The 21998-nt window shown below is 34.3% G+C and carries 24 protein-coding genes and 1 tRNA gene; 7 read left to right on the top strand and 18 right to left on the bottom strand.

Going from position 1 to position 21998, the window contains the following annotated elements; genetic code table 11:
- The first annotated feature begins 5 nt into the window (after positions 1–5).
- The 7 genes from V4D31_RS03785 to V4D31_RS03755 all read left to right on the top strand — a co-directional run bounded on the left by V4D31_RS03785 (position 6) and on the right by V4D31_RS03755 (position 6467).
- Positions 6–1565 (top strand): ATP-binding protein, encoded by a 1560-nt coding sequence (locus V4D31_RS03785; protein WP_353686913.1) that lies wholly within the window; start codon positions 6–8, stop codon positions 1563–1565.
- Positions 1555–2892, top strand: a complete 1338-nt coding sequence (locus V4D31_RS03780; protein WP_353686912.1) for a sigma-54 dependent transcriptional regulator — start codon at positions 1555–1557, stop codon at positions 2890–2892. Before V4D31_RS03785 ends, V4D31_RS03780 begins: the two co-directional genes overlap by 11 nt.
- A 166-nt stretch (positions 2893–3058) precedes the next feature.
- Positions 3059–3478 carry a hypothetical protein gene (locus V4D31_RS03775; RefSeq protein WP_353686911.1) on the top strand — a complete coding sequence of 140 codons (420 nt, stop codon included), beginning with the start codon at positions 3059–3061 and terminating at the stop codon, positions 3476–3478.
- Between the two features lie 14 nt (positions 3479–3492).
- Complete coding sequence (locus tag V4D31_RS03770) at positions 3493–4413, top strand: sulfite exporter TauE/SafE family protein (RefSeq protein ID WP_353686910.1); 921 nt, start codon at positions 3493–3495, stop codon at positions 4411–4413.
- A 1-nt stretch (position 4414) separates the two neighbouring features.
- Positions 4415–5179 carry a TIGR02186 family protein gene (locus tag V4D31_RS03765; protein ID WP_353686909.1) on the top strand — a complete coding sequence of 255 codons (765 nt, stop codon included), beginning with the start codon at positions 4415–4417 and terminating at the stop codon, positions 5177–5179.
- 17 nt (positions 5180–5196) lie between these two features.
- Entirely contained in the window at positions 5197–6054 is an 858-nt protein-coding gene (locus V4D31_RS03760) for a universal stress protein (protein WP_353686908.1), read from the top strand.
- Positions 6051–6467 (top strand): universal stress protein, encoded by a 417-nt coding sequence (locus V4D31_RS03755; RefSeq protein WP_353686907.1) that lies wholly within the window; start codon positions 6051–6053, stop codon positions 6465–6467. The genes V4D31_RS03760 and V4D31_RS03755 overlap by 4 nt, the downstream gene beginning before the upstream one ends.
- Positions 6468–6498: 31 nt before the next feature.
- Here V4D31_RS03755 and V4D31_RS03750 read toward each other — a convergent pair whose 3' ends face one another.
- From V4D31_RS03750 to V4D31_RS03665, 18 genes are all read right to left on the bottom strand, one after another.
- Positions 6499–7875, bottom strand: a complete 1377-nt coding sequence (locus V4D31_RS03750; RefSeq protein WP_353686906.1) for an NADH-quinone oxidoreductase subunit N — start codon at positions 7873–7875, stop codon at positions 6499–6501.
- On the bottom strand, positions 7872–9485 hold the full coding sequence (locus V4D31_RS03745) for an NADH-quinone oxidoreductase subunit M (protein ID WP_353686905.1): 1614 nt from the start codon (positions 9483–9485) through the stop codon (positions 7872–7874). The genes V4D31_RS03750 and V4D31_RS03745 overlap by 4 nt, the downstream gene beginning before the upstream one ends.
- Positions 9486–9509: 24 nt before the next feature.
- Positions 9510–11411 carry an NADH-quinone oxidoreductase subunit L gene (gene nuoL, locus V4D31_RS03740; protein ID WP_353686904.1) on the bottom strand — a complete coding sequence of 634 codons (1902 nt, stop codon included), beginning with the start codon at positions 11409–11411 and terminating at the stop codon, positions 9510–9512.
- 1 nt (position 11412) lies between these two features.
- Entirely contained in the window at positions 11413–11715 is a 303-nt protein-coding gene (gene nuoK / locus V4D31_RS03735) for an NADH-quinone oxidoreductase subunit NuoK (RefSeq protein ID WP_353686903.1), read from the bottom strand.
- The gene (locus V4D31_RS03730) at positions 11712–12224 is read right to left on the bottom strand and encodes an NADH-quinone oxidoreductase subunit J (RefSeq protein WP_353686902.1); all 513 of its coding nucleotides are present in this window, start codon (positions 12222–12224) and stop codon (positions 11712–11714) included. The genes nuoK and V4D31_RS03730 overlap by 4 nt, the downstream gene beginning before the upstream one ends.
- Complete coding sequence (locus V4D31_RS03725) at positions 12208–12804, bottom strand: NADH-quinone oxidoreductase subunit I (RefSeq protein WP_353686901.1); 597 nt, start codon at positions 12802–12804, stop codon at positions 12208–12210. Before V4D31_RS03725 ends, V4D31_RS03730 begins: the two co-directional genes overlap by 17 nt.
- 7 nt (positions 12805–12811) lie before the next feature.
- Complete coding sequence (gene nuoH / locus V4D31_RS03720) at positions 12812–13813, bottom strand: NADH-quinone oxidoreductase subunit NuoH (RefSeq protein ID WP_353686900.1); 1002 nt, start codon at positions 13811–13813, stop codon at positions 12812–12814.
- Positions 13813–15006, bottom strand: coding sequence for an NADH dehydrogenase (quinone) subunit D (gene nuoD, locus V4D31_RS03715; protein WP_353686899.1), 1194 nt, complete (start codon positions 15004–15006; stop codon positions 13813–13815). The genes nuoH and nuoD overlap by 1 nt, the downstream gene beginning before the upstream one ends.
- A complete protein-coding gene (locus V4D31_RS03710; protein ID WP_353686898.1) occupies positions 14990–15529 on the bottom strand; it encodes an NADH-quinone oxidoreductase subunit C in 540 nt (179 codons plus the stop codon). The genes nuoD and V4D31_RS03710 overlap by 17 nt, the downstream gene beginning before the upstream one ends.
- Positions 15498–16097: an NADH-quinone oxidoreductase subunit B family protein gene (locus V4D31_RS03705; protein ID WP_353686897.1), complete on the bottom strand. Its 600-nt coding sequence runs from the start codon at positions 16095–16097 to the stop codon at positions 15498–15500. The genes V4D31_RS03710 and V4D31_RS03705 overlap by 32 nt, the downstream gene beginning before the upstream one ends.
- Positions 16094–16471, bottom strand: a complete 378-nt coding sequence (locus tag V4D31_RS03700) for an NADH-quinone oxidoreductase subunit A (RefSeq protein ID WP_353686896.1) — start codon at positions 16469–16471, stop codon at positions 16094–16096. The genes V4D31_RS03705 and V4D31_RS03700 overlap by 4 nt, the downstream gene beginning before the upstream one ends.
- A 97-nt stretch (positions 16472–16568) precedes the next feature.
- Complete coding sequence (locus V4D31_RS03695) at positions 16569–17525, bottom strand: thiamine pyrophosphate-dependent enzyme (protein WP_353686895.1); 957 nt, start codon at positions 17523–17525, stop codon at positions 16569–16571.
- A gap of 1 nt (position 17526) precedes the next feature.
- On the bottom strand, positions 17527–18708 hold the full coding sequence (gene porA / locus V4D31_RS03690) for a pyruvate ferredoxin oxidoreductase (protein ID WP_353686894.1): 1182 nt from the start codon (positions 18706–18708) through the stop codon (positions 17527–17529).
- The gene (locus V4D31_RS03685; protein WP_353686893.1) at positions 18708–18995 is read right to left on the bottom strand and encodes a 4Fe-4S binding protein; all 288 of its coding nucleotides are present in this window, start codon (positions 18993–18995) and stop codon (positions 18708–18710) included. Before V4D31_RS03685 ends, porA begins: the two co-directional genes overlap by 1 nt.
- Entirely contained in the window at positions 18992–19564 is a 573-nt protein-coding gene (locus V4D31_RS03680; RefSeq protein ID WP_353686892.1) for a 2-oxoacid:acceptor oxidoreductase family protein, read from the bottom strand. The genes V4D31_RS03685 and V4D31_RS03680 overlap by 4 nt, the downstream gene beginning before the upstream one ends.
- 51 nt (positions 19565–19615) lie before the next feature.
- Positions 19616–20230, bottom strand: a complete 615-nt coding sequence (locus V4D31_RS03675; RefSeq protein WP_353686891.1) for a DedA family protein — start codon at positions 20228–20230, stop codon at positions 19616–19618.
- 11 nt (positions 20231–20241) lie between these two features.
- Positions 20242–20333 (bottom strand) — tRNA-Ser (locus V4D31_RS03670).
- Positions 20334–20357: 24 nt separating this feature from the next.
- Positions 20358–21992, bottom strand: coding sequence for a methyl-accepting chemotaxis protein (locus V4D31_RS03665; protein ID WP_353686890.1), 1635 nt, complete (start codon positions 21990–21992; stop codon positions 20358–20360).
- Positions 21993–21998: the final 6 nt, after the last annotated feature.

Here is a 21998-nt window from a genome sequence, read left to right as displayed (position 1 = left end):
AATAGATGCAATTCACTATTAAAAATAAAATTTTTATTGGATTGGGAATTAGCATTTCAATTGTAGTAATTTTAAGTATTTTTGAATTTTTAAATTTTTCCAGAATAATACATGAAATTCAACAATTGGAAGTATCTGATGTAATAAAAAGTAAATCTTTACAAATAAGAAGACATGAAAAAAACTTTTTTCTTTTCGGTTATAGAGAATCTAATAAAGAAATGAAAATACTATACAACTATCTTGATGAAATGGACGATATTGTAAATAACAATCTTCCATACGACAGCTCAGGATATCTACATAATCTTAAAAATTTAATTGCTCATTACAGGCAAAAATTCAATGAATTATTAATTTTAATTAGCCAGATTAAAAAGGAACTTGACAAAAATAAGATATTCAAAACTAAAGAATTAATCCTTATAAACTCTGCACTGTTAGAAAATCCAGGTGCAGTAATAGATTTTCTAAAGCAATCCAGCACAGAAGACAATAAAGAACTGATTGTTTTATTAAAAAAACTTGATAACAATATCCAAGAGCTCAGAAAAACAGGAGAAGAAATTGTAAATATATCAAAAAAAATTGATCAAATTTCAAGGGACAATATTGAGAAAGTAATGAAGCGATCATATGGAATGTTTTTTCTATTCCTTACATTGTTTTTTTTAGGCGGCAATGGAATTTTTTGGATCGTGGGAAAAAATATCATAAAAAGATTAAATTTAGTAACTTCTGTGGTGGAAAAAGTTGGTGAGGGTAAATTTATTCAGATTTCTAATGGTTCTAAAAAAGATGAAATTGATTTACTTATCAGAAAAATCAATGAAATGGAAAACAAGCTTATGCAAAGAAAAATAGAACTTGAAGAGAAAAATAAACAACTTTTTCAATCAAAAAAGCTCGCTGCAATTGGTACTCTTGCTACAGGAGTAGCCCACGAATTAAACAATCCTCTGAACAATATTTATATTTCAGTACAAATTTTACAAAAAGAGTTAAAAGAGCCTTCTGCATTTGTTAATGAGATTTTAAATGATGTATCCCATGAAATTGCACGAGTAAAAAGAATTATAGAAGATTTACTTGAATTTGCAAGAGGTAAAGAGCCAGTTTTTAAAAAGGTAAGAATAAAAGATATTATTTTAAAAGCCTCTAATTCAATAATCAAACAGAGAAACTTTAAAAATATAGATTTAAAAGAAATTCCAGAAGAAATTGTAATCACTGCTGACCCGGATCAACTGGAAAGAGTATTTTTTAATCTTTTTGATAATGCAATAGATGCAATGCATGAGGACGGACAGATAAAATTAAAAATTTTAGAGAAAAACGACTTTGTAGAAATATCTGTATCAGATACAGGAATCGGAATTCCTGCTGACAAATTAGAAAAGATATTTGAACCTTTTTTTACTACAAAAAATAGAGGTACAGGTCTCGGTCTTGCAATAGTTTATAATATTATTCAAAAGCACAATGGTAAAATATTTGTAGAGAGTATAGAAGGCAAAGGAACAACCTTTAGAATTTTATTACCGGGAACATCTTATGAACTTTAAAATTCTTGTTGCAGAAGATGAAGAAATCACATTAAAACATCTTGTATACGCTCTTAAGGCAGAAGGCTATGAAGTAGAAGGAGTTACCAACGGACTTGAAGCTTTCAGAATGCTTGAAAAAGACAAATTTGATGTTCTCATAACAGATATTAAAATGCCTGAGATTGACGGGATTCAACTTCTTGAAATAGCCAAGAAAAAAGAGCCAGATATTGAAATTGTTATAATTACAGGTTTTGGAAGCATTGCCTCAGCAGTTGAAGCTATGAAAAAAGGAGCATATGACTATATTACAAAACCCTTTGATCTGGATGAATTAATTCTCAAAATTTCCAAGATTAAGGAAAAAAAAATTCTTGAAAGACAAAATATAGCATTAAAAACATTTCTTGAAATAAACAAAAAAACCTCTTTCATTGGTAAAAGTGAAAGCATGAAAAATATCCTAAATATTATTGAACAGATAAAAAATTCAGATTGCAATGTTCTTCTTACAGGAGAAAGTGGAGTCGGTAAAAGTTTCATAGCAAAACTTATTCACTATACAAGTAAAAGAAAGGATATGCCTTTTTTGTCTATCAACTGCGCTACTTTAACAGAAGAATTACTCAGCAGCGAGCTTTTTGGTCATGAAAAAGGAGCATTCACAGGAGCAATAAAACAGAAACAGGGATTAATAGAGGTAGCTGACGGAGGCAGTCTTTTTTTGGATGAGATTGCTGAAATGAGCCCCAATCTCCAGGCAAAGCTTCTTAGGGTTATAGAAGAAGGAGAATTTTTCCGAGTTGGAGGCACAAAACCCATAAAGGTTAATGTAAGATTTATCGCAGCAACAAATCAGGATGTGAAAAAAGCTATCCAGGAGAAAAGATTCCGTGAAGACCTTTATTATCGTCTTAATGTGATGGAGATCTATATTCCACCTTTAAGAGAAAGAAAAGAAGACATTGAGCCGTTAAGCAAATTCTTTTTACAGAAACATCTACCAAAATACAACAAGAAAATCAAAGGATTTACAAAAGAAGCAATGGATATTCTGATACACTATAGTTTTCCAGGCAATGTAAGAGAACTTGAAAATATAATTGAAAGAGCCATAATACTTGAAAAAACTCAATATATTACCGTAGAAAGTCTCCCACCTACTCTTTCACTGTTTAAAATAGAAACAATACAGCATGGTAATATAAAAACTATAGATGAATTAAATAAAGAATATGCAGAAAAAATTTTAGAAATTACAGGAGGCAATAAAACTAAAACTGCAGAACTTCTTGGCATCTCACGAACAAGTTTATGGAGAATACTGAAATCGGATAATAAATAAAATTGTTCATTATTGTTTCAAAATAAAACAGTATCTCTCGTTCCCTTCCTTCAAAAATTAAATAATATCAAAAAAATCCAGGTGGCACAATTTTTGTTTTTATAAATATACAGAAAATAAAATGAGCAAAAAACACCTTTTGCTAACAGTATTGTGGGGAGAAAAAATGGATGAAATCTTTCAGTACACTAAAGAACTGGCAAAAATTATGAATAAGGATATAACTATGCTGTTAATTCATCCTAAAAAAAGAAAATTTGAAGATTTAATGACTGCAGTTACATTTGCAGAAGCAAGTGAATCAAATACTGCAGTGGAGTTACTACAAACGAATCAGAATGAAATAATTCAAAGAAATCTCAAAGACTTAAAAGAAAAATACAATCAGTCAGGAATTAAGGTTGATATAGTTTACACAGAAAATACAGTTTACAATGCAATTGATAACTTTTTAAGAAAAAACCAGCATATTGAAATGGTACTGCTGAGCCCAGAAATTACTGTAAATGGCGAACTATCAGCAAGAAAATTGAAAAACCTTATAAAACATGCTTGTTGTCCGGTTATAACAATGACAAAGAAATAAAAATAGGAGGAAACATGTATATTTACTTACCTGTAGCATTAACTAGTATTAATGTATTTTTACCTGTATGTCTCGGATTGGCTGTTGGATTACTTTCAGGATTGTTTGGTGTAGGAGGAGGCTGGCTTATGACACCTCTTTTGATGATGTTAGGAATTCAACCTGCTGTAGCAGCAGCAACTGACGCAGCTCAGATTGTAGGAGCATCCACTTCAGGAACATATGCTCACTGGAGGTTGGGAAATGTTGATTTCAAAATGGGATTTCATTTGTTAATTGGAGGATTTCTTGGTGGATTAACAGGTGTGGAAATAATCAAAATTCTTAAAGTACTCGGAAATGTAAACTTCTTAATTAAAATTACCTATGTAATAATGCTTGGTGTAATAGGAACTTTCATGCTTATAGAAAGTCTTAGTAAATTCAAAAACAAAAATAAAACCGTTGAAAAAAAAGAGAAAAAAGAGTCAGTTATTACAAAATTTTTCAAATCGCTTCCCTTTCAAATTCATTATAAGAAATCAGGTGTTACCCATTCCATATTAGTAACCGCTACAGTTGGTTATATTGTGGGAATTCTTGCAGCAATAATGGGTGTTGGAGGAGGATTTTTAATGGTACCAGTGATGTTTTATCTTCTTAAAATGCCCATGAACATTGTTATAGGAACGAGTCTTTTTCAGATTTTTTTTACATGCGTTGAGGTAACATTTCTTCAGGCATACATAAATCACACAGTGGATATTTTACTTGCTATACTCCTTTTGATTGGCTCAAGCTTTGGAGCCCAGATCGGTGCAATTATAGGAAAGAAAATAAAGGGTGAGCAATTAAGAATTCTAATGGCAATTCTTGTATTGATGGTTACAGTAAAAATAATTATTGAATTAATTACACCACCATCAATTTTATTATCACCTGCAGGAGGACATTAAAATGAAAAAATTAATGATTTTTTTGTCTTTAATTTTTTTAATCACTATATCAACAAATGCATGGGCTAAAATTTCGGTGATTGCCAATCACGATCATATTACTATTGATTTGTTTTATCATGGTTCTACGGTAAGTGTGAAGGGGCAAGCTCAACCTGGCTCAGATATTGTTGTTAAAATAACATCTCCTGATGTATCTCAGGTGTTAAGAAAAAAGGGGAAAGTTCTTGATTTTGTATGGATGAGTGTGGAAAATCTTCAATTTGACAATGTTCCAAATCTTTATATATTAAGAAGCACTAAAGAGTTAAAAGACATTTTGAACGAACAGGAAGCAGTAAAAAATAAAATAGGTTACTCAGCACTTAAAAACTTTGCACAAATTACTCCAGTTTCAAATGAAAATGAAAAAGAAGAATTGTGGAATGACTTTATTAAATTCAAAGAAAAGTCAAAATTATATAATGTGAAAGCAGATATTGCAAAAAACGAGGAAAACGGACAGACTCATTATTATACTTTAATTCAGTGGCCCTATCAGGCTCCGCCTGGCATATACACTGTTACTGCTTATGAAATAAAAGATGGAAAAGTTATTGATACTGCTCAAGCCCAGATTAACGTAGAAAAAGTTGGAATATTAAAAATGCTTTCAAATATGGCAAAAAATAACTCACTGTTTTATGGAATTGTTTGTATATTAATTGCAATACTGGCTGGTTTTTCAGTAGGTGTACTGTTTAAGAAAGCTGGAAAAGCTCATTAATTTAAGGAGGCAAATTAATGTATAGCAATATTTTAGTAGCCTTTGATGGTTCAGATTTCAGCAAAGCTGCTCTGTTTGAAGCTGTCAGATGGGTAAAAAAGCATGGGGGTCACATAATAATGGTTCATGCAGTATATTTTGACGAAGAAGAATTTATTATAAGTCCTGAACAGAGGGAACAAAGATTAATACTGGGTAAACAGATCTGTTATCAGATGACACAGGAAGTATCAGAGAAATACAACATACAGGCAGAACTTATAATATGTGAAGGAGATGCTCCTGATGTAATTTTACAAGTAGCAGAAGATAAAAAAGCAGATTTAATAATTATGGGAACTTATGGTAAAAAAGGACTTAAGAAGCTTATTTTAGGTAGCACTACCTATAAAGTTATTGTGGAATCCCCAGTAGATGTAATAGTAGTAAAAAAGACTTCTACATCTGATGAATTAAGTTACAGATCAATTCTTGTTGCCTTTGACGAATCTGAATACAGTAAAAAGGCTCTTCAAAGAGCGTGTGAACTTGCAAAAATAGAGAATGCTACAATTTCTGTAATTTATGTAATTCCAAAGTATCAGGAAATGATGGAGTTTTTCAGTACCGAATCTATAAAACATGCTTTAATTGAGGAGGCAAAAAAAATTCTTTCAGAAGCTGAGCAAATTGCTTTAAAATTTAATGTTCCTGTAAAAAAGATTGTTCATGAAGGTTCAATATCGGAAAAAATCGTTCAAATAGCTAATTTAATGCTTTGCGATTTAATCATTATGGGAACATATGGATGGAAAGGTGTTGACAAGGCAATCATGGGTAGCAATGTAGAAAGAGTTATTATTAATTCATCTGTACCTGTAATAATTGTAAAATGAAAGGTTACAGAAAATTATTAATTGCAGTAAATGGTTCAAATGATGTTTTAAAATACGGAATAAAACTGGCAAAAGACGAAGGATGCTGGGTAACTATTTTAAAAATAATTCCACCTTATGATGGAGATTTACATTTAACAGGAATTAAAAATGTTGCTGATATAATAAATAGCAATATAAAGATTTTTTTTAATGAAGTAAAAGATATTGCTGAATCTGAAAGAGCTTTAGTAAAAATAAAAGTACAAGAAGGTGATATTGAGGAAAAAATTCTGGAAGCCGCAGTTGAGGAAAATGTTGATTTAATAATTTTACAGGCAGAAAAAACCAATCCAATCAAAAAGTTATTTGGTAAAGACCTGATAACTAAAATTATAAATCAAGCACCATGTCCTGTTCTCGTTGTAAGATAGATTTCCAGCCAATTATTGAATAAAAGATTGATTATATTAAAAATATCGGCAGAATACCAAGTAATATCACACCTGTTGCACAGACAACAACTGCTATCTCAAGGTCTTTTGAATAAATTGGGGCAGGTGATTTCACGGGCTCTTTCATATACATATACATCACAATTCTCAAATAGTAATAAGCTGAAACAACTGTAAAAAGAACGGCAATCACCACAAGCCATGTAAATCCTGCTTTTACTGCCTGAAGAAAAATATTAAATTTTACTATAAATCCCGCTGTTGGAGGCACTCCTGTAAGTGAAAACATAAATATCAACATTGCCAGGGCAAGGGCAGGATGAAATTTGTGAAGTCCTTTATAATTTTCTATATTTTCTTCATTAAAAGCTTCTACCATCGCAAAGGCACCAATGTTCATAAATGTATAAATCAGCATGTAAACAACCACTGCATTAAATCCTGCATATGTTCCAACAATTAACCCAATTGTTATATAACCTGCATGGGCAATGCTGGAGTAGGCAAGCATTCTTTTTATGTTTTTCTGAACAAGAGCAAAAAGATTTCCCACTGCCATTGTAGCAATTGAAAGCACAATAAGAAAGTTGCTCCAGTCAATGTAGTAGCCTTTGAAAATTTCAACTAAAACTCTACCAAAGGCACCAAGAATAGCAACTTTCGGTAAAGTTGATATAAAAGCAGTAACAGGAGTTGGAGCCCCTTCATATACATCTGGTGCCCACATATGAAATGGAACAAGTGCTATTTTAAAACAAAGTCCGATCAGGAAAAGTCCAAGACCTGTATAAGCCAGAGCAACATGATTTGAAAGAGCTTTTATCATAACTGAAAAATCTGTTGTATTTGTTGCTCCATAGAGAAAAGCTATTCCAAAAAGCATAATTGCTGAAGAAAGCCCGCCAAGCATGAAATATTTAACCGCAGCTTCATTTGACCTTGAATCATATTTTTTTATACCAACGAGAATATATATGCTCAGAGACATAAGTTCAAAAGAAACGAAAAAGCTTATCAGTTCTCTTGCAGATACAAGAAGCATCATGCCAATTGCTGAAAAAAGAACAAGGGCTATACTTTCATTAAGCAAAATAAGTTTTTCTTTTAAATAAGAAGCAAGCACAAGCAGAGAAATTATGGCTCCAAAAATTATTATCAGCTTTAAGTATACTGCGAGGAAATCATTTAAAAACATTTCTCCAAATGCTTCTCCTTCAAAGTATGGAACAACCAGAGCAAGAAACAGTAAAAATATTACAGAGCTCCATATTAAAATTTCATTTCTAATTTTTAATAAACCAACAAGTAAAATTAATGAAGCAAAACCTGTAAGAGCAATTTCAGGAATTAAGGCATCAAAATTTAAAGGAATCTGAGGTATATTCATTTTATCGCCCCCGCTTGAATTACATGATTAATAAGTTCTTTAACTGATTGATCCATAAAGCTTAACAAAGCATTTGGATAGAACCCTATCCATAACACTGCTACCAGAAGGGGAAAAAGTGTGATTATTTCTCTTGCATTTAAATCTCCATAGCCCTGGATGTGATGGAGAAACTCTGGATTTGTTTTTTCAAAGAAAACTCTCTGGTAAAGCCAGAGCATATAAGCTGCACCTATTATTAATGCAGTTGCTGCAAAAACACACATTAATTTCCATGCTTTAAATGCTCCAAGAAGGATCAAAAATTCACCAATAAATCCATTTGTTCCTGGAAGTCCAATTGAAGCAAGAGTAAAGGCCATAAAAAATGCTGAATAAGCAGGCATTACTGTGGCAACTCCTCCATAATGAGCTATCTGACGCGTATGGGTTCTTTGATAAACAATTCCTACGCATAAAAACAAAGCTCCTGTAACAATTCCATGATTGAGCATCTGAAGGATTCCACCTTGAATTCCTTGCTGATTGAGAGCAAAAATTCCAAGTGTTACAAATCCCATGTGACTTACAGAACTGTAAGCAATAAGTCGTTTTAAATCTTTTTGGACAAGACATATTAAAGCACCGTATATTATTGCAATAACTGAAAGAATCATCATAAAAGGCTTCATTGCCAGTGTAGCTTCTGGAAACATTGGAAGATTAAATCTTAAAAAACCGTATGCTCCCATTTTAATAAGAATTCCAGCAAGGATCACGCTTCCTGCAGTAGGTGCTTCTGTATGGGCATCCGGTAGCCATGTATGCACTGGCCACATTGGAACTTTTACTGCAAAGGCTGCAAAAAAAGCCCAGAACAGCCAAAGCTGCATCTTATAAGGATACGGTATTTTCATTAATGTAAGAATATCTGAAGTTCCAGTATGGAAATATAAAACAAGAATTCCAACAAGCATAAGTACACTTCCAACAAAGGTATACAAAAAGAACTTTATTGCTGAGTAAATTCTTCTTGGACCACCCCATACTCCAATAATCAAATACATTGGAATAAGCATTGCTTCCCAGAAAATATAAAAAAGGAAAATATCAAGACTCATGAAAACACCAATCATGGCTGCATGAGTAAGAAGTAAAGCAGCATAAAACTCCTTTATTTTTTTATCAATTTCTTTCCAGGAAACTGTTACACAGAGAATTGTAAGAAGACTGCTGAGAAGAATAAATAAAACACTGATTCCATCAACTCCCAGAGAATACTTGATTCCCCATTGAGGAATCCATAAATGCTCCTCTCTGAATTGCATCGCATGAGTGGTTCTGTTAAATGAGATATACAAAGGAATGCTAAAAATAAACTCAGCAATTGAAATCATAAGTGCTGAAAACTTTATAAGTTCTTCTCTTTCTCTTGGAATTATAGTGAGCAGAGCTGCACCAGCAACAGGAAAGAATATAAGAGTTGAAAGTATTGGAAACTCAAAATTTTTAACCGCAATTGCAAAAAATAAACTAACTCCACCAACAATTATAATAAGCACAAGAGAGATTAAAAGATGTTTTCTTAGTTCCATATTACTGTTATTTTTAAGGGCTAATTCTTCATGCATTTTTTAACCTCGTTTATTCCATGTTTAAAATTTTCCAAGATACAGAATTATTAAAACAAAAACAACCACTCCAGCAATCATAAATATTGCGTATTGCTGAAGCTGTCCTGTTTGAATTGGTCTTATCCATGAACCAAATCTATAGATAAGATTCGGAATTCCATTGACTATGCCTTCAATGATTTTTATATCTGTAAATCTTTCAATGAATTTATCGGAAATCCATAAGGTTGGTTTTACAAACAGGAAGCTGTAAAGTTCATCAACATAATATTTATTCCACAGGATGTTATATACTCCTTTGAAAGACTCTGTCAGCTTTTTTGGAACATCAGGTTTTAAAATATACATGTACCAGGCAATACCAATTCCCAGCAAACCTGCAATAATTGAAATTGCCATTACGATTTTTTCATATGCATGAGGCACTGCAATCCCTGGCTCGCTAACCAGAGGTTCAAGAAAGTGAGGAACTGAAAAGTATCCAACAATGATTGAGCCAATTGCAAGAACTATCAGAGGAATAGTCATTATTGCAGGTGATTCATGAACATGTCTGAATTCCTCATCAGAACCTCTAAATTTGCAATGAAAAGCCACAAAAACAATTCTAAAAGTATAAAAAGCTGTAAGAGCAGCTGTAATTGTCAAAAGAATCCAGACAAATTTTCCGTAAGGTTTTGCAGAGGCAAAGGCATACCAGAGAATTTCATCTTTACTGAAAAAGCCAGAAAGCCCGGGAATCCCAGAAATAGTTAAAGCAGCAATTAAAAAAGTGATATAGGTAATGGGCATTTTCTTTTTTAATCCACCCATTTTATATATATCAAGCTCACCAGCCATTGCATGCATTACACTTCCTGCTCCAAGAAACAACAGAGCTTTAAAGAAAGCATGGGTATAAAGATGAAAGACACCAGCACCATACGCAGCAACTCCACAGGCAGCAAACATGTATCCAATCTGGCTAATTGTTGAGTAGGCAATAATACGCTTCATATCTCTTTGAACAACTCCTATAGTCGCTGAATAAAAGGCTGTTACAGCGCCTATAATTGCTACAACTGTTAGAGCAGTTTCAGAGAGATTGTATAAAGGACTGAGTCTGCTTACCATAAAAACTCCAGCAGTAACCATTGTGGCAGCATGAATGAGGGCACTCACTGGAGTGGGACCTTCCATTGCATCAGGAAGCCATACATACAGTGGAATCTGAGCTGATTTCCCAATGGCACCGCAGAAAAGAAGTAAGGCAATAAGAGTAATTAAATCAATATTCCATCCAAGTAAATTCACTGTATAACCCTGAAGCCCCGGGATTTTTGAAAAAACTTCATTATAATTCAAAGCATAAACATTGATAAACAGAAGAAATATTCCAAGAGCAAAGCCAAAGTCACCTATTCTGTTAACAATAAATGCTTTTTTGCCTGCATCAGCTGCTGATTTTTTCTCATACCAGAAACCAATTAAAAAGTATGAACACAATCCCACTGCTTCCCATCCAAAGTAAAGCATAACAAGATTATTTCCCATAACAAGCATAAGCATTGAAAACACAAAAAGATTTAAATAGGCAAAATATCTTGCATATCCTGGATCACCATGCATGTATCCAACAGAGTAAACATGAATAAGCCAGCCAACAAAACATACAACAAAAAGCATTACAGCTGTAAGTTGATCTATAAGATATCCAAAGCTGATTTTTAAATCATCTGAAAGTATCCATGTATATAAATTGTATTCAATGGTTTTACCATGTATTACCTCTGAAATTGCAAAAAGTGAAATAATTAAAGACCCAAGTATTGAAAAAGTCCCCACCCAGCTTACCCATTTTGAGTTTACAAATCTGCCAACTATAATATTAAAAAGAAATCCAACAAGAGGAAAAAGAAGAATCAAAACATAGTATTCTTTCATCTTAACCTCTCATTTTATTAATTTCATCAGAATGATTTATTCCTGTATTTCTCACAACAGCAAGAACAATAGCAAGGCCAATAACAGCCTCACATGCAGCAATAGCTATTGAAAATAAAACAAAAATTTGACCTGTAAGATTTGCATTATAATAACTGAATGAGGCAAAAGCAATATTTACGGCATTAAACATAATTTCAAGGCACATAAGCATTACAATCAAGTCTCTCCTTATGATAAAACCTATCAAACCTATACTGAAAACCGTAGCACTCAGAATTAAATACCAGCTAAGAGGCGTCATCTGCCCTCCCTATCAACAGGAGTCTTTTTTGCAATAATAATTCCACCTATAAGAGCAACAAGTAAAACTAAAGAAAGTATTTCAAATGGCAAAAGATAATAAGAAAATAAAAGTTTACCAAGTAAGGTTGTATTAGACTCAATTAAAACATTTTCATAGGATTTTACATGGCTTAAGAAAATATAAAGACTTATAAAAAATATGATAACTGCAGCTAATCCAGCAGTAGAAAATTTTACAAATCTTTTATGTTTTAGCTCTTCCTTGATATTCATTACCATTATAGCAAAAATAAATAAAGCAAGAACTCCTCCTGCATAAACAATAATTTGAATAACCATTAAAAACTCAGCATTTAAGAAAAGAAATACTGCTGCCACATGAAAAAGAAAAATCAATAAATAAAAAGCACTGTGAATGATATTTTTAGAGGCAATTACAGCGATACTTAAAATACAAAGGCTTACAAAAAAATATATGAAAAAAGCATGCTCAACGGCTGGATTCATCCGATTCCTCCTTCTTTATCTCAATAAACCTTTTAATTGGAATAGGTTTTTGTTCTCTCTTAGTCTTGGGCCATCTTGATGGGTCTATTCCTGGAGGTTGCCAGAACTTATTAAAATAAACATCATGGGGCCATTTACTTGCAAATTCATCCCAATTTTTAAGGAGTTGTTCTTTGTTAAAAATGAGGTTTTTTCTCATATAGTCAGAATATTCAAAATCCTCTGTCAGCACCAGAGCACATACTGGACAGGCTTCAACGCAATAGGCACAAAATATACATCTTGAAGCATCAATAACATAGTCTGTTACAATCATTTTATTTTCTGTTTTTTCTCTTTTAATGTAAATACATCTTGATGGACATACTGTGGTGCATCTCATACAACCAATACATTTTCCATCTCCTGTAAATGGGTCTCTCACAAGAGCATGTCTGCCTCTAAATCCAGGATAAATTTTTCTTCTCTGGAAAGGATATTGAATAGTTACAGGTTTACTGAAAAGCATCCTTAATGTGAGAAAAAGTCCCTTAAATATTTCAATCAGAAAAATCTTATTTATAATTTCTCTCAGTTTCATAGGCATCTCACAAATAATACTTGAAAATTGAAGTAATTACAATGTTAAACAAAGCCAAAGGGATCAAAACCTTCCATCCAATCGCCATTAGCTGGTCATATCTGTATCTTGGTAAAGTGCCTCTCAACCATAAAAACAGAAATATGTGAAAATAGACCTTCAAGAGAAACCACACAATGCCCGGAACAAATCCAAGAACTGGTAAAGCTTTTATTAAAACTGGAGGAATTGTCCATCCTCCCCAGAAGCATATTGTGGCAAGGGCAGACATACAAAACATTGCGAGGTATTCAGCAAGATAAAATAGTGAAAATCTTATTCCAGAGTATTCAACAAAATATCCTGCAACAAGTTCTGTTTCTGCTTCTGGTAAGTCAAAGGGAAGTCTGTTGGTTTCTGCAAGCATAGCAACAACAAAAACAAAGTATCCAATAATCTGTGGAAATAAAAACATTCCATACCAGTATTCACCTTGTTTATTAACTATCTCTGTCAGATTAAAGGACTCTGCCATTAAAATAACACCAACAAGACTTAAACCAAGAGCGACTTCATAGCTTATCATCTGCGCTGCTGAACGAAGACTACCTAAGAAAGCATACTTTGAGTTTGATGACCATCCTGAAAAAATTATTCCATATGTTCCAATCCCTGCTATACCAATCACATAAAGTAAACCCACATTTATATCTGCAATAACCCAATTTTTATTAACAGGGATCACAGCAAAGGTGCTCAAAGCTGCAGACAGACTTATGAGAGGCGCTATTCTGAAAATTGCTTTATCTACTTTTATCGGAATAATATCCTCTTTGAATATGAGTTTAACAACATCTGCAATTGGCTGAAGTAGTCCATGGGGACCAACAACCATTGGTCCAAGTCTCAATTGAATATGTCCTATCACCTTTCTCTCTGCATATGTAGCATAGGCAACATGAAGCATAAGAATTCCAAAATAAATTAATGTTTTAAGAGTCGCTACCAGGATAATATAAAGTGTTTTCATTATCTATCACACTCTCCTAAAACTATATCTACTGAACCTATGTTTGCTATAACATCTGCTACCAGGGAGCCTTCACATAATTTTGGTAAAACACCTGCATGAACAAAAGAAGGTGCACGAACTCTCATTCTATAAGGCTTTGAAGAGCTATCACAAACAATGTAAAATCCAAGCTCTCCACGGGGAGACTCTACCGAGGCATAAACTTCTGTAAATTTTTGAATAAACTCCTGAATTTGTTTGTCTTCAGTGTATATTTCAAAAAGAATATCTTTTTTATCAATCTTAAGAGGAGATTCCGGCATCCTTATTCTTAAAGCATTTTCAGCAAGAATAGGACCTTCTGGAAGTTTTTGAATGCACTGTTTTATGATTTTTGCGGATTGTCTGAACTCAAGCATTCTACAACGATACCTGTCATATATATCACCATTTTTACCAATAGGAACTTCAAAGTCCACTTTATCATAAGCATCATAGGGGAAAAATTTACGAACATCATAGTAAACACCTGAACCTCTAAGAGTTGGACCTGTAAGTCCCCAGTTTATAGCTTCTTCTGCAGTAATTACTCCAACTCCTTTTGTTCTTTTTAACCACACTCTGTTACGGTCAATTAATGTTTCATACTCTTCAACTTTTCCTGGAAATTCCTCTGTAAATTTATAAAGTTTATCAAGAAATTCATTGTCCACATCACATCTTACGCCACCAACTCTTGGATAACTTACAGTCAGTCTTGCACCTGTTACCATTTCAAATAATTCAAGGAGTGATTCTCTGTCACGCATGGCATATAAAAATACTGTCATTGCTCCAATGTCAAGAGCATGGGTAGCAATCCAGACAAGGTGGCTGCATATTCTTGCCATCTCAGACATCATTGTTCTTATAAACTTTGCTCTTTCAGGAACATTAATACCAACAAGTTTTTCAACAGCAATACAAAAACCTACATTGTTTACCATACTTGAAAGATAATCCAGCCTGTCAGTAAGTGGAAGAGACTGAACATAAGTTAAATCTTCAGAGAGTTTTTCAACTCCTCTATGTAAATAACCAATATAGGGAGTACATTTTTTGATTACCTCTCCTTCAAGTTCAAGGACAAGCCGTAAAACTCCATGAGTTGCAGGATGCTGCGGTCCCATATTTACTACAAGTTCTTTTACTGTTTTAACTCTGTTCTGCATTTTCCTTCCAAGCCTTTGCAGCTTCTTTTAATTCTTTATAGACTTCCCATTCTTTATCTCCCAGATCACTTCTTATAGGATAGTCTTTTCTTAGAGGAAATCCATTCCAGTCCTCAGGCATAAGAATTCGTCTAAGGTCTGGATGTCCTGTAAATTGTATGCCAAACATATCAAAACATTCTCTTTCAAACCAGTTTGCAGTTGCCCAGAGATCTGTAACAGAATCTATACAACATCCTTGCTCTGGCACCTGTGCCTTTATTCTTATTCTATGTCCGTGTTTAATGGACATCAGATGATAAACTACATCAAAACGAGGCTCTCTGAAACCAAGATAATCAACTGCTGTAATGTCTATGAGATAGTTAAAATCCAATCCTGGAGTATTTTTTAAGTAAGCAAGGATTTCTTTTATTTTTTCTTTTTCTACTGTAATTGAACATTCATCTCCGAAGCATACAAACCATAAAATATTTTCAGGAAATTGCTTTTTAATCTTTTTCACTATTTCGGCAGGATTCATAACTGCACCTTCTCTGAGATTTATCAATTAAACAAACACCTGAAATGCAACCTCTTTTTTTATGGGATTCATTTTTTATTTTCTCCTGCAATTTCAATAATCCCTCAATTAAAGCTTCAGGTCTTGGTGGACAGCCTGGAATATAAACATCCACTGGTAGAATTTCATCAACACCCTGAACAGTGCTATAGGTATTAAAAATTCCACCACTGCAAGCACAACTTCCCATTGCAATAACATATCTTGGTTCAGCCATCTGATGATATAGATTAACTATTATTGGTGCCATTTTTTTTGTTACTGTTCCCGCAATAATCATTACATCTGCCTGCCTCGGTGTAGCTCTAAAAATTATTCCGAATCTATCAAGATCATAATGTGATGCACCTGTTGCCATCATTTCTATAGCGCAGCAGGCAAGTCCAAATGTAAGAGGCCAGAGAGAAGAACGCCTACCCCAGCTTGCTATTTTATCCAGTGTTGTGATAATTGTATTAGCTGCTGGAATAACTTTAATGCCTTCCTCTACCTCTACAGGCTCTGTAATTGTGTCAACAACCTGAATCATTCTTTGCTCCAGTTAAAAACTTTTTTACCAATAGCGTAAAAATACCCAATTAAAAGAATAAAAATAAAAAGATACATCTCTATCAATGCATAAAAACCGATTTTTTTATAAACTAATGCCCAGGGATAAAGAAAAACAGTTTCCACATCAAAAATAACAAAAACAAGGGCAACAATATAAAATTTAACATTAAATCTTTCCCATGTATCTTCTATGGAAGGAATTCCACATTCATAAGGAGTGAGTTTCAGGGTATAAGCTCTTTTTGGACGCAGTAAACTGCTAATTAAAAGCATGGACAGTCCAATAACAATTGAAATAATTATCACTATCAGAACAGGTAAATATCTTTGCGTTAAAGCCTCCAAGCCCATTTACCATCCTTCAAAAATAGTACTAAACATTATAACAAAAAATGCTTAAAAAAAAAGAAGGGCTCTCTGCAATGTTCTCACAGAGAGCTGATAAGTTTTATTGACTGTCTTGTTTTGAAATAAACATTTCTTCTTCTTTTAAAAGTCTCTCCCAGTTTTTATCAACCATTTCCTGAATCTCAGCAACCATTTTTTCTCTTCCAGGTTCAAAAAGATGTTTAAATCTTCCCTGTGCTTTAAGGAATTCTAAAACTGGCTTTTTCTCTCTTGGTTTAAAAGTAACTCTTGTAACTCCATTTTCAACTTCATAAAGAGGCCAGAAGCAGGTTTCCACTGCAAGTCTACTTAAAAGTATGGCATCATCTGTTCTTGTTCTCCATCCACGATTACATGGAGTAAAAACATTTATAAATTTTGGTCCTTCAATTTCAAGGGCTTTTCTAACCTTTTTCATTAAATCAGCCCAGTGACTTGGACTGGCTTGGGCAACATATGGAATTCCATGAGCAGCCATAATCCTTGTTAAATCCTTTCTCTGCTGAGGCTTTCCCGGTATAACTGAGCCTGCAGGACATGTAGTAGTATCAGCATATGTTGGTGTTGCGCCAGAGCGCTGAATTCCTGTATTCATGTATGCTTCATTATCATAACATACATAAAGCATGTTATGCCATCGTTCCATTGCTCCTGAAAGACTCTGAAATCCTATATCATAGGTTCCACCATCTCCGCAAATAGCAATAAATTTAATGTCTTTGTCAATCTTTCCCTGTTTTTTTAATGCTCTGTACATTGTTTCAACACCACTAAGAGTGGCTGCAGCATTTTCAAAAGCATTATGTATCCATGGCACCTTCCATGCAGTATATGTAGATATGCAGGATGAGACTTCAAGACATCCTGTAGAAGATGCTACAACAACAGACCAATCACAGGCTGCAAGAAGAATCATTTTAACCACAGTCGGTGCTGCACATCCTGCACAAAGACGATGTCCTGCTGTGAATCTTAATTCATGTTTTGAAAGTTCTTTTAAATTTAATGGTGTAGCCATTTTATTCCCTCACTCCAATGTATTCTTTAAGAATTTTTAGTTTTCCTGTTTTTGTAATTTCAATTAATTCATCAATTACCTGTGCAGCATGCTCTGGCATGTAGTCTCTTCCACCAAGTCCGTATATTCTGTTAATTAAAACAGGTTTTTCTTTAAAATTACACAAACTTGCAGCTATATCAAGGTAAAGGGGACCAAATGAACCTCCAAAGGCATCTGCTCTGTCAAGAACGCAAACTGCTTTCAGATGTTTAAGGGCATTTCCAATCTCTTCATAAGGAAAAGGTCTAAAAAGTCTTGGTTTAAGTAATCCGATTTTAACTCCTTTATCTCTATATTCATCTATCACATCTTTTGTTGTTCCAGCTGCAGAGTTTAAAATTACAATTCCTATCTCAGCATCTTCAAGTCTGTAGGATTCAAAAAGTCCATAGCTTCTTCCTGATATTTTTTCAAATTCTTTTGCAACTTCTAAGACAACCTCTGGTACTTTTTTGTAAACCTCTGCATGAGCTTTTCTTACCTCATGATACAGATCAGTGAGAATCAACGGACCATAGCTTTTTGGATTGTCAACATCTAAAAGTGGATAAAGAGGCTTATATTGTCCAACAAAATTTTTTACAACTTCATCATCAAGATATTCAATTCTTTCTATTGAATGACTTATTATAAAACCATCATAACAGACCATTACAGGAAGCCTTATATCCATATGCTCAGCAATTCTAAATGCCTGAATTGTATTGTCATAGGCTTCCTGAGCATTTTCACTCCAAAGCTGAATCCATCCGCTGTCTCTTGCACCCATTGCATCAGAATGATCACAATGAATGTTTATTGGTGCAGAAAGAGCTCTATTTACAACAGGCATAATAATTGGAAGTCTTAATCCAGAAGCAATAAATAAAATCTCCCACATTAAAGCAAGACCCTGTGAAGATGTAGCTGTTACTACTCTTCCACCTGCTGCAGCAGCACCAACACAGGCACTCAAAGCAGAATGTTCACTTTCAACAAGAATCATCTCAGTCTTTACCTGTCCATTTGATACAAATGCTGCAAATCTCTGCATAAGCTCTGTTTGGGGAGTTATTGGATAGGCTGCACATACATCAGGTTCTACCTGACGAAAGGCATTTGCAACTGCTTCATTTCCTGTTACTGCCACAACCTTCGTCATTATTTTACCTCCTCTTCCATCACAATTGCTTTGTTACCTTTTTTCCCCGGACATTCCCGAGCGCATATACCACAGCCTTTGCAGTAGTCATAGTCAAAATCCATTCTTTTTCCGTCTTTAACTTTAACTGCATTGTCTGGGCAGTAAAGCCAACAAAGTAAACATTGAATACAATTTTCTTCTATCCAGCGGGGTTTAAATGCTCTCCACGACCCTGTTTTAAACTTAAGAGCACTTCCTGGCTCAAGTATTACCATTCCTGGTGGTATGCTTTTCCATCCCATCATCCTTCTTTCACCTCCTCGTAACCTCTCTTTACAGCAAGAAGGTTACCATCGATTATTTTCTGTGAAAATTTTTTCCCAAAACTTTTCTTCACATCTTCAAGAAGTGTTTCTAAATCTACCAAGCCTGTGACTCTGTTTAGAGCGCCAACCATTGGAGAGTTTGGCATTGGCCTTCCAAAACATTCAATGGCAATTTTTGTAGCATCTACTGTGTAAAGCTTTTGAGTTGGTTTAAGGTTAAGTTTTTTTCTCAATTCAGCAGGGTCCTTAGAAGTATTAATTATAAATTTAGCATCATCTTTTGCTCCCTCAGTAATATCAATGCTTTCTATTAATGTGGGATCAACAATTACAACCACATCTGGATGTGTAACAGGACAATGCATTCTTAACTCTTTTGAGCTTATTCTATTGTATGCCCGTAAAGGAGCTCCTGCTCTTTCCGGCCCATACTCTGGAAATGCCTGAACATATCTACCTCCACTAAGACATGCATCTGCAAAAACTTTTGCTGCAGTAACAGTCCCCTGCCCTCCTCTTCCATGCCATCTTATCTCCATCTTTTCCATAAAACACCTCTCAAAAAAGAGTTTTTAAATATTATAACAAAAAATCACTTTTTACTGTATTTTATTATTTGATTTTGTAAGGTATTTATAGGAAAGATAAATTATCATCAAAATAACAGCAATGACAACTAAAAAGCCAATAATGTATTCTATATACAACATACCTTTTTGCACACTTTCTAAAAATTTTCCTCCAAGATATCCTGCAGTAACCATAATTGAAAGTACAACTGCAGAACCGACAGAATCAATGATAAGAAATTTTGCCATAGAAACCTTTGTAATTCCTGAAAGTAAAAAAACCTGAGCTCTGAAACCAACAAGAAGTCTACCAAGCAACATTATAAGAGTGCTATGTCGTCGAAACTTTTTTTCAATTAAAAAAAATTTGGAAGGTGACAGAATTTTTTCAAATCTCCTATTTGTTACTATCTTTCTTCCAAACTTCCTTCCAGCTAAGTAAAGCATAAAATCAGAAAAAATAAGACCTGTGTAAGAAATCAAGACTGCAGGAACAGGTTTGATGATTCCCATTGAAATCATTACCCCACAGGCAATTAGAATTAAATCTTCAGGAAAGAAAGGAACTCCTAATCCGCCGAGAATTAAGAGAAAAAATAAACCTGGATAAGAAAATTGCTCTATAATTGAATAAGAATCCATCATGTTATAAAGAGCGGAGAGGCAGGGATTTGAACCCTGGGTGGAGCTTTTGGCCCCACAACCGCTTAGCAGGCGGCTGCCTTCGACCTGACTCGGCCACCTCTCCAAGTCTTTTTAATAATAACACTGTTTATCTCAATCTTGCAAGATAGCCATTCTTAAGCTGATCTAAGAGCCTGTTTAATCTTTCAAAGTTTCTCTTGGCTTCATCAAGAAGTTTCTTTACTTTTTCATGGTCTCCTGCATTATGGGCTAAAACTATGTCTTTAGCAAGACTGTGACAGGCTCTGTGAACATCCTCAAGCTCCATAAAACCTGGCAGGTCCCTAAATCTCTGGGCTTCTTCACTATAATACCACTTACCCACTGCACAGGAGCGATAATCTGCAAGACGGTCTGGATCAAGTCTGTCAATACCTTTTATATGAGCATGAACTCTTATCATAAGGCGTTCATGATCTCCTTTAAATATGTCGAAAAGCATCTCCTGTGTTGTCTTCGTTTTTACTCGAGATGCTGTATGTCTTAAATCAGATGAGACATGCAAAATTTCATAGGAATCCTTAACTATTGTCTCTGCGAGTCGCTCTATTTGTGAGGCTATCTTTGCAGAGTCTTCAATATTTCTGGTTACTTCCTCACTTGCTGCAGACTGCTCCTCCACTGCAGTAGCAATCTGAGTTATCTGATCTTTAAGCTTTGTAACAGCAGATACAATCTCTCCCAGAGCATTTCCTATGCTTTTAACTGATTCTGTGACTTCAGTAACCTCTGTAAGCTCTTTTTTCATTGATTGAGCAGTATCTGAAGTTTCTCTTTGAATCATATTGATTTTCTGAGCAATTTCATCAGTAGCTCTTATTGTTCTTTCTGCAAGCTTACGAACTTCGTCAGCAACAACGGCAAATCCGCGACCCTGTTCACCTGCCCTGGCTGCCTCTATTGCTGCATTGAGGGCAAGAAGATTTGTCTGATCAGCAATATCTTTGATAACTGTTACAATTTCTCCTATTTCAGAGGCAGAACTGTTAAGTTTTTCCACCATAGCGCCAAGTTCGTTCGTTGTCTGATAAACAACCTCTACCTTTTTCACAGCATCATGAGCTATACTCTGTCCTTTTTTGGCAATTTCCATTGTTTCCGTTGCTGTTTCAGAAGCTTTTGATGCATTGTTTGCTATATCAGTTATTGTCTGCGTCATCTCTTCAGCTGCTGTTGCAATTTGGCTTGCCTGCTGGGACTGCTTTTTTGCACCCTCTATGGTCTCATCAATTACTCTGTTACATCGGTCTACATTTTCAGCAAGCTTTTGTGAGTACTCAAAAGATTTGTCAGTAAGATTTATAAAGGTTTGTAAAACCTTGTCAATACTTGTTGCGAGCCTTCCTACAATATCAACCCTGTCTTTAAAACCAACATCCACAGTTAAATCTCCATCAGCTATTTTTTGTAATGTTTGAGCAAGAAGATTAACAGGTCTGTGAGTAACTAAGTAAGTTACATAAACTATTGCTGAAGCTGAAATAATACCCAAAAAACCAAGCACAGCAAAAATAATTTGAAGAGTTCTTACTTCATTCATTATTTCCTTAGGAACTTCTTTAGCACCAAAATGAATTGCCGCATCATAAGCAATTTTGTAAGCACCATAGCCAGTCACAATAACCGTTGCAATAACTCCAAAAGCAATAGCAAAACCCAGAGGAATAACCATTTTCCAGCGTAATTTTACCTTTCTGTCAAGCTCACTTAAAAATTTTTTCATCCCCCC

The organism is Thermodesulfovibrio sp. 3462-1 (genome assembly GCF_040451425.1).
Classification (GTDB): domain Bacteria; phylum Nitrospirota; class Thermodesulfovibrionia; order Thermodesulfovibrionales; family Thermodesulfovibrionaceae; genus Thermodesulfovibrio; species Thermodesulfovibrio obliviosus.
Note: the sequence above shows the minus strand (reverse complement) of the source record. Positions and strands in the feature narration are given on the sequence as shown.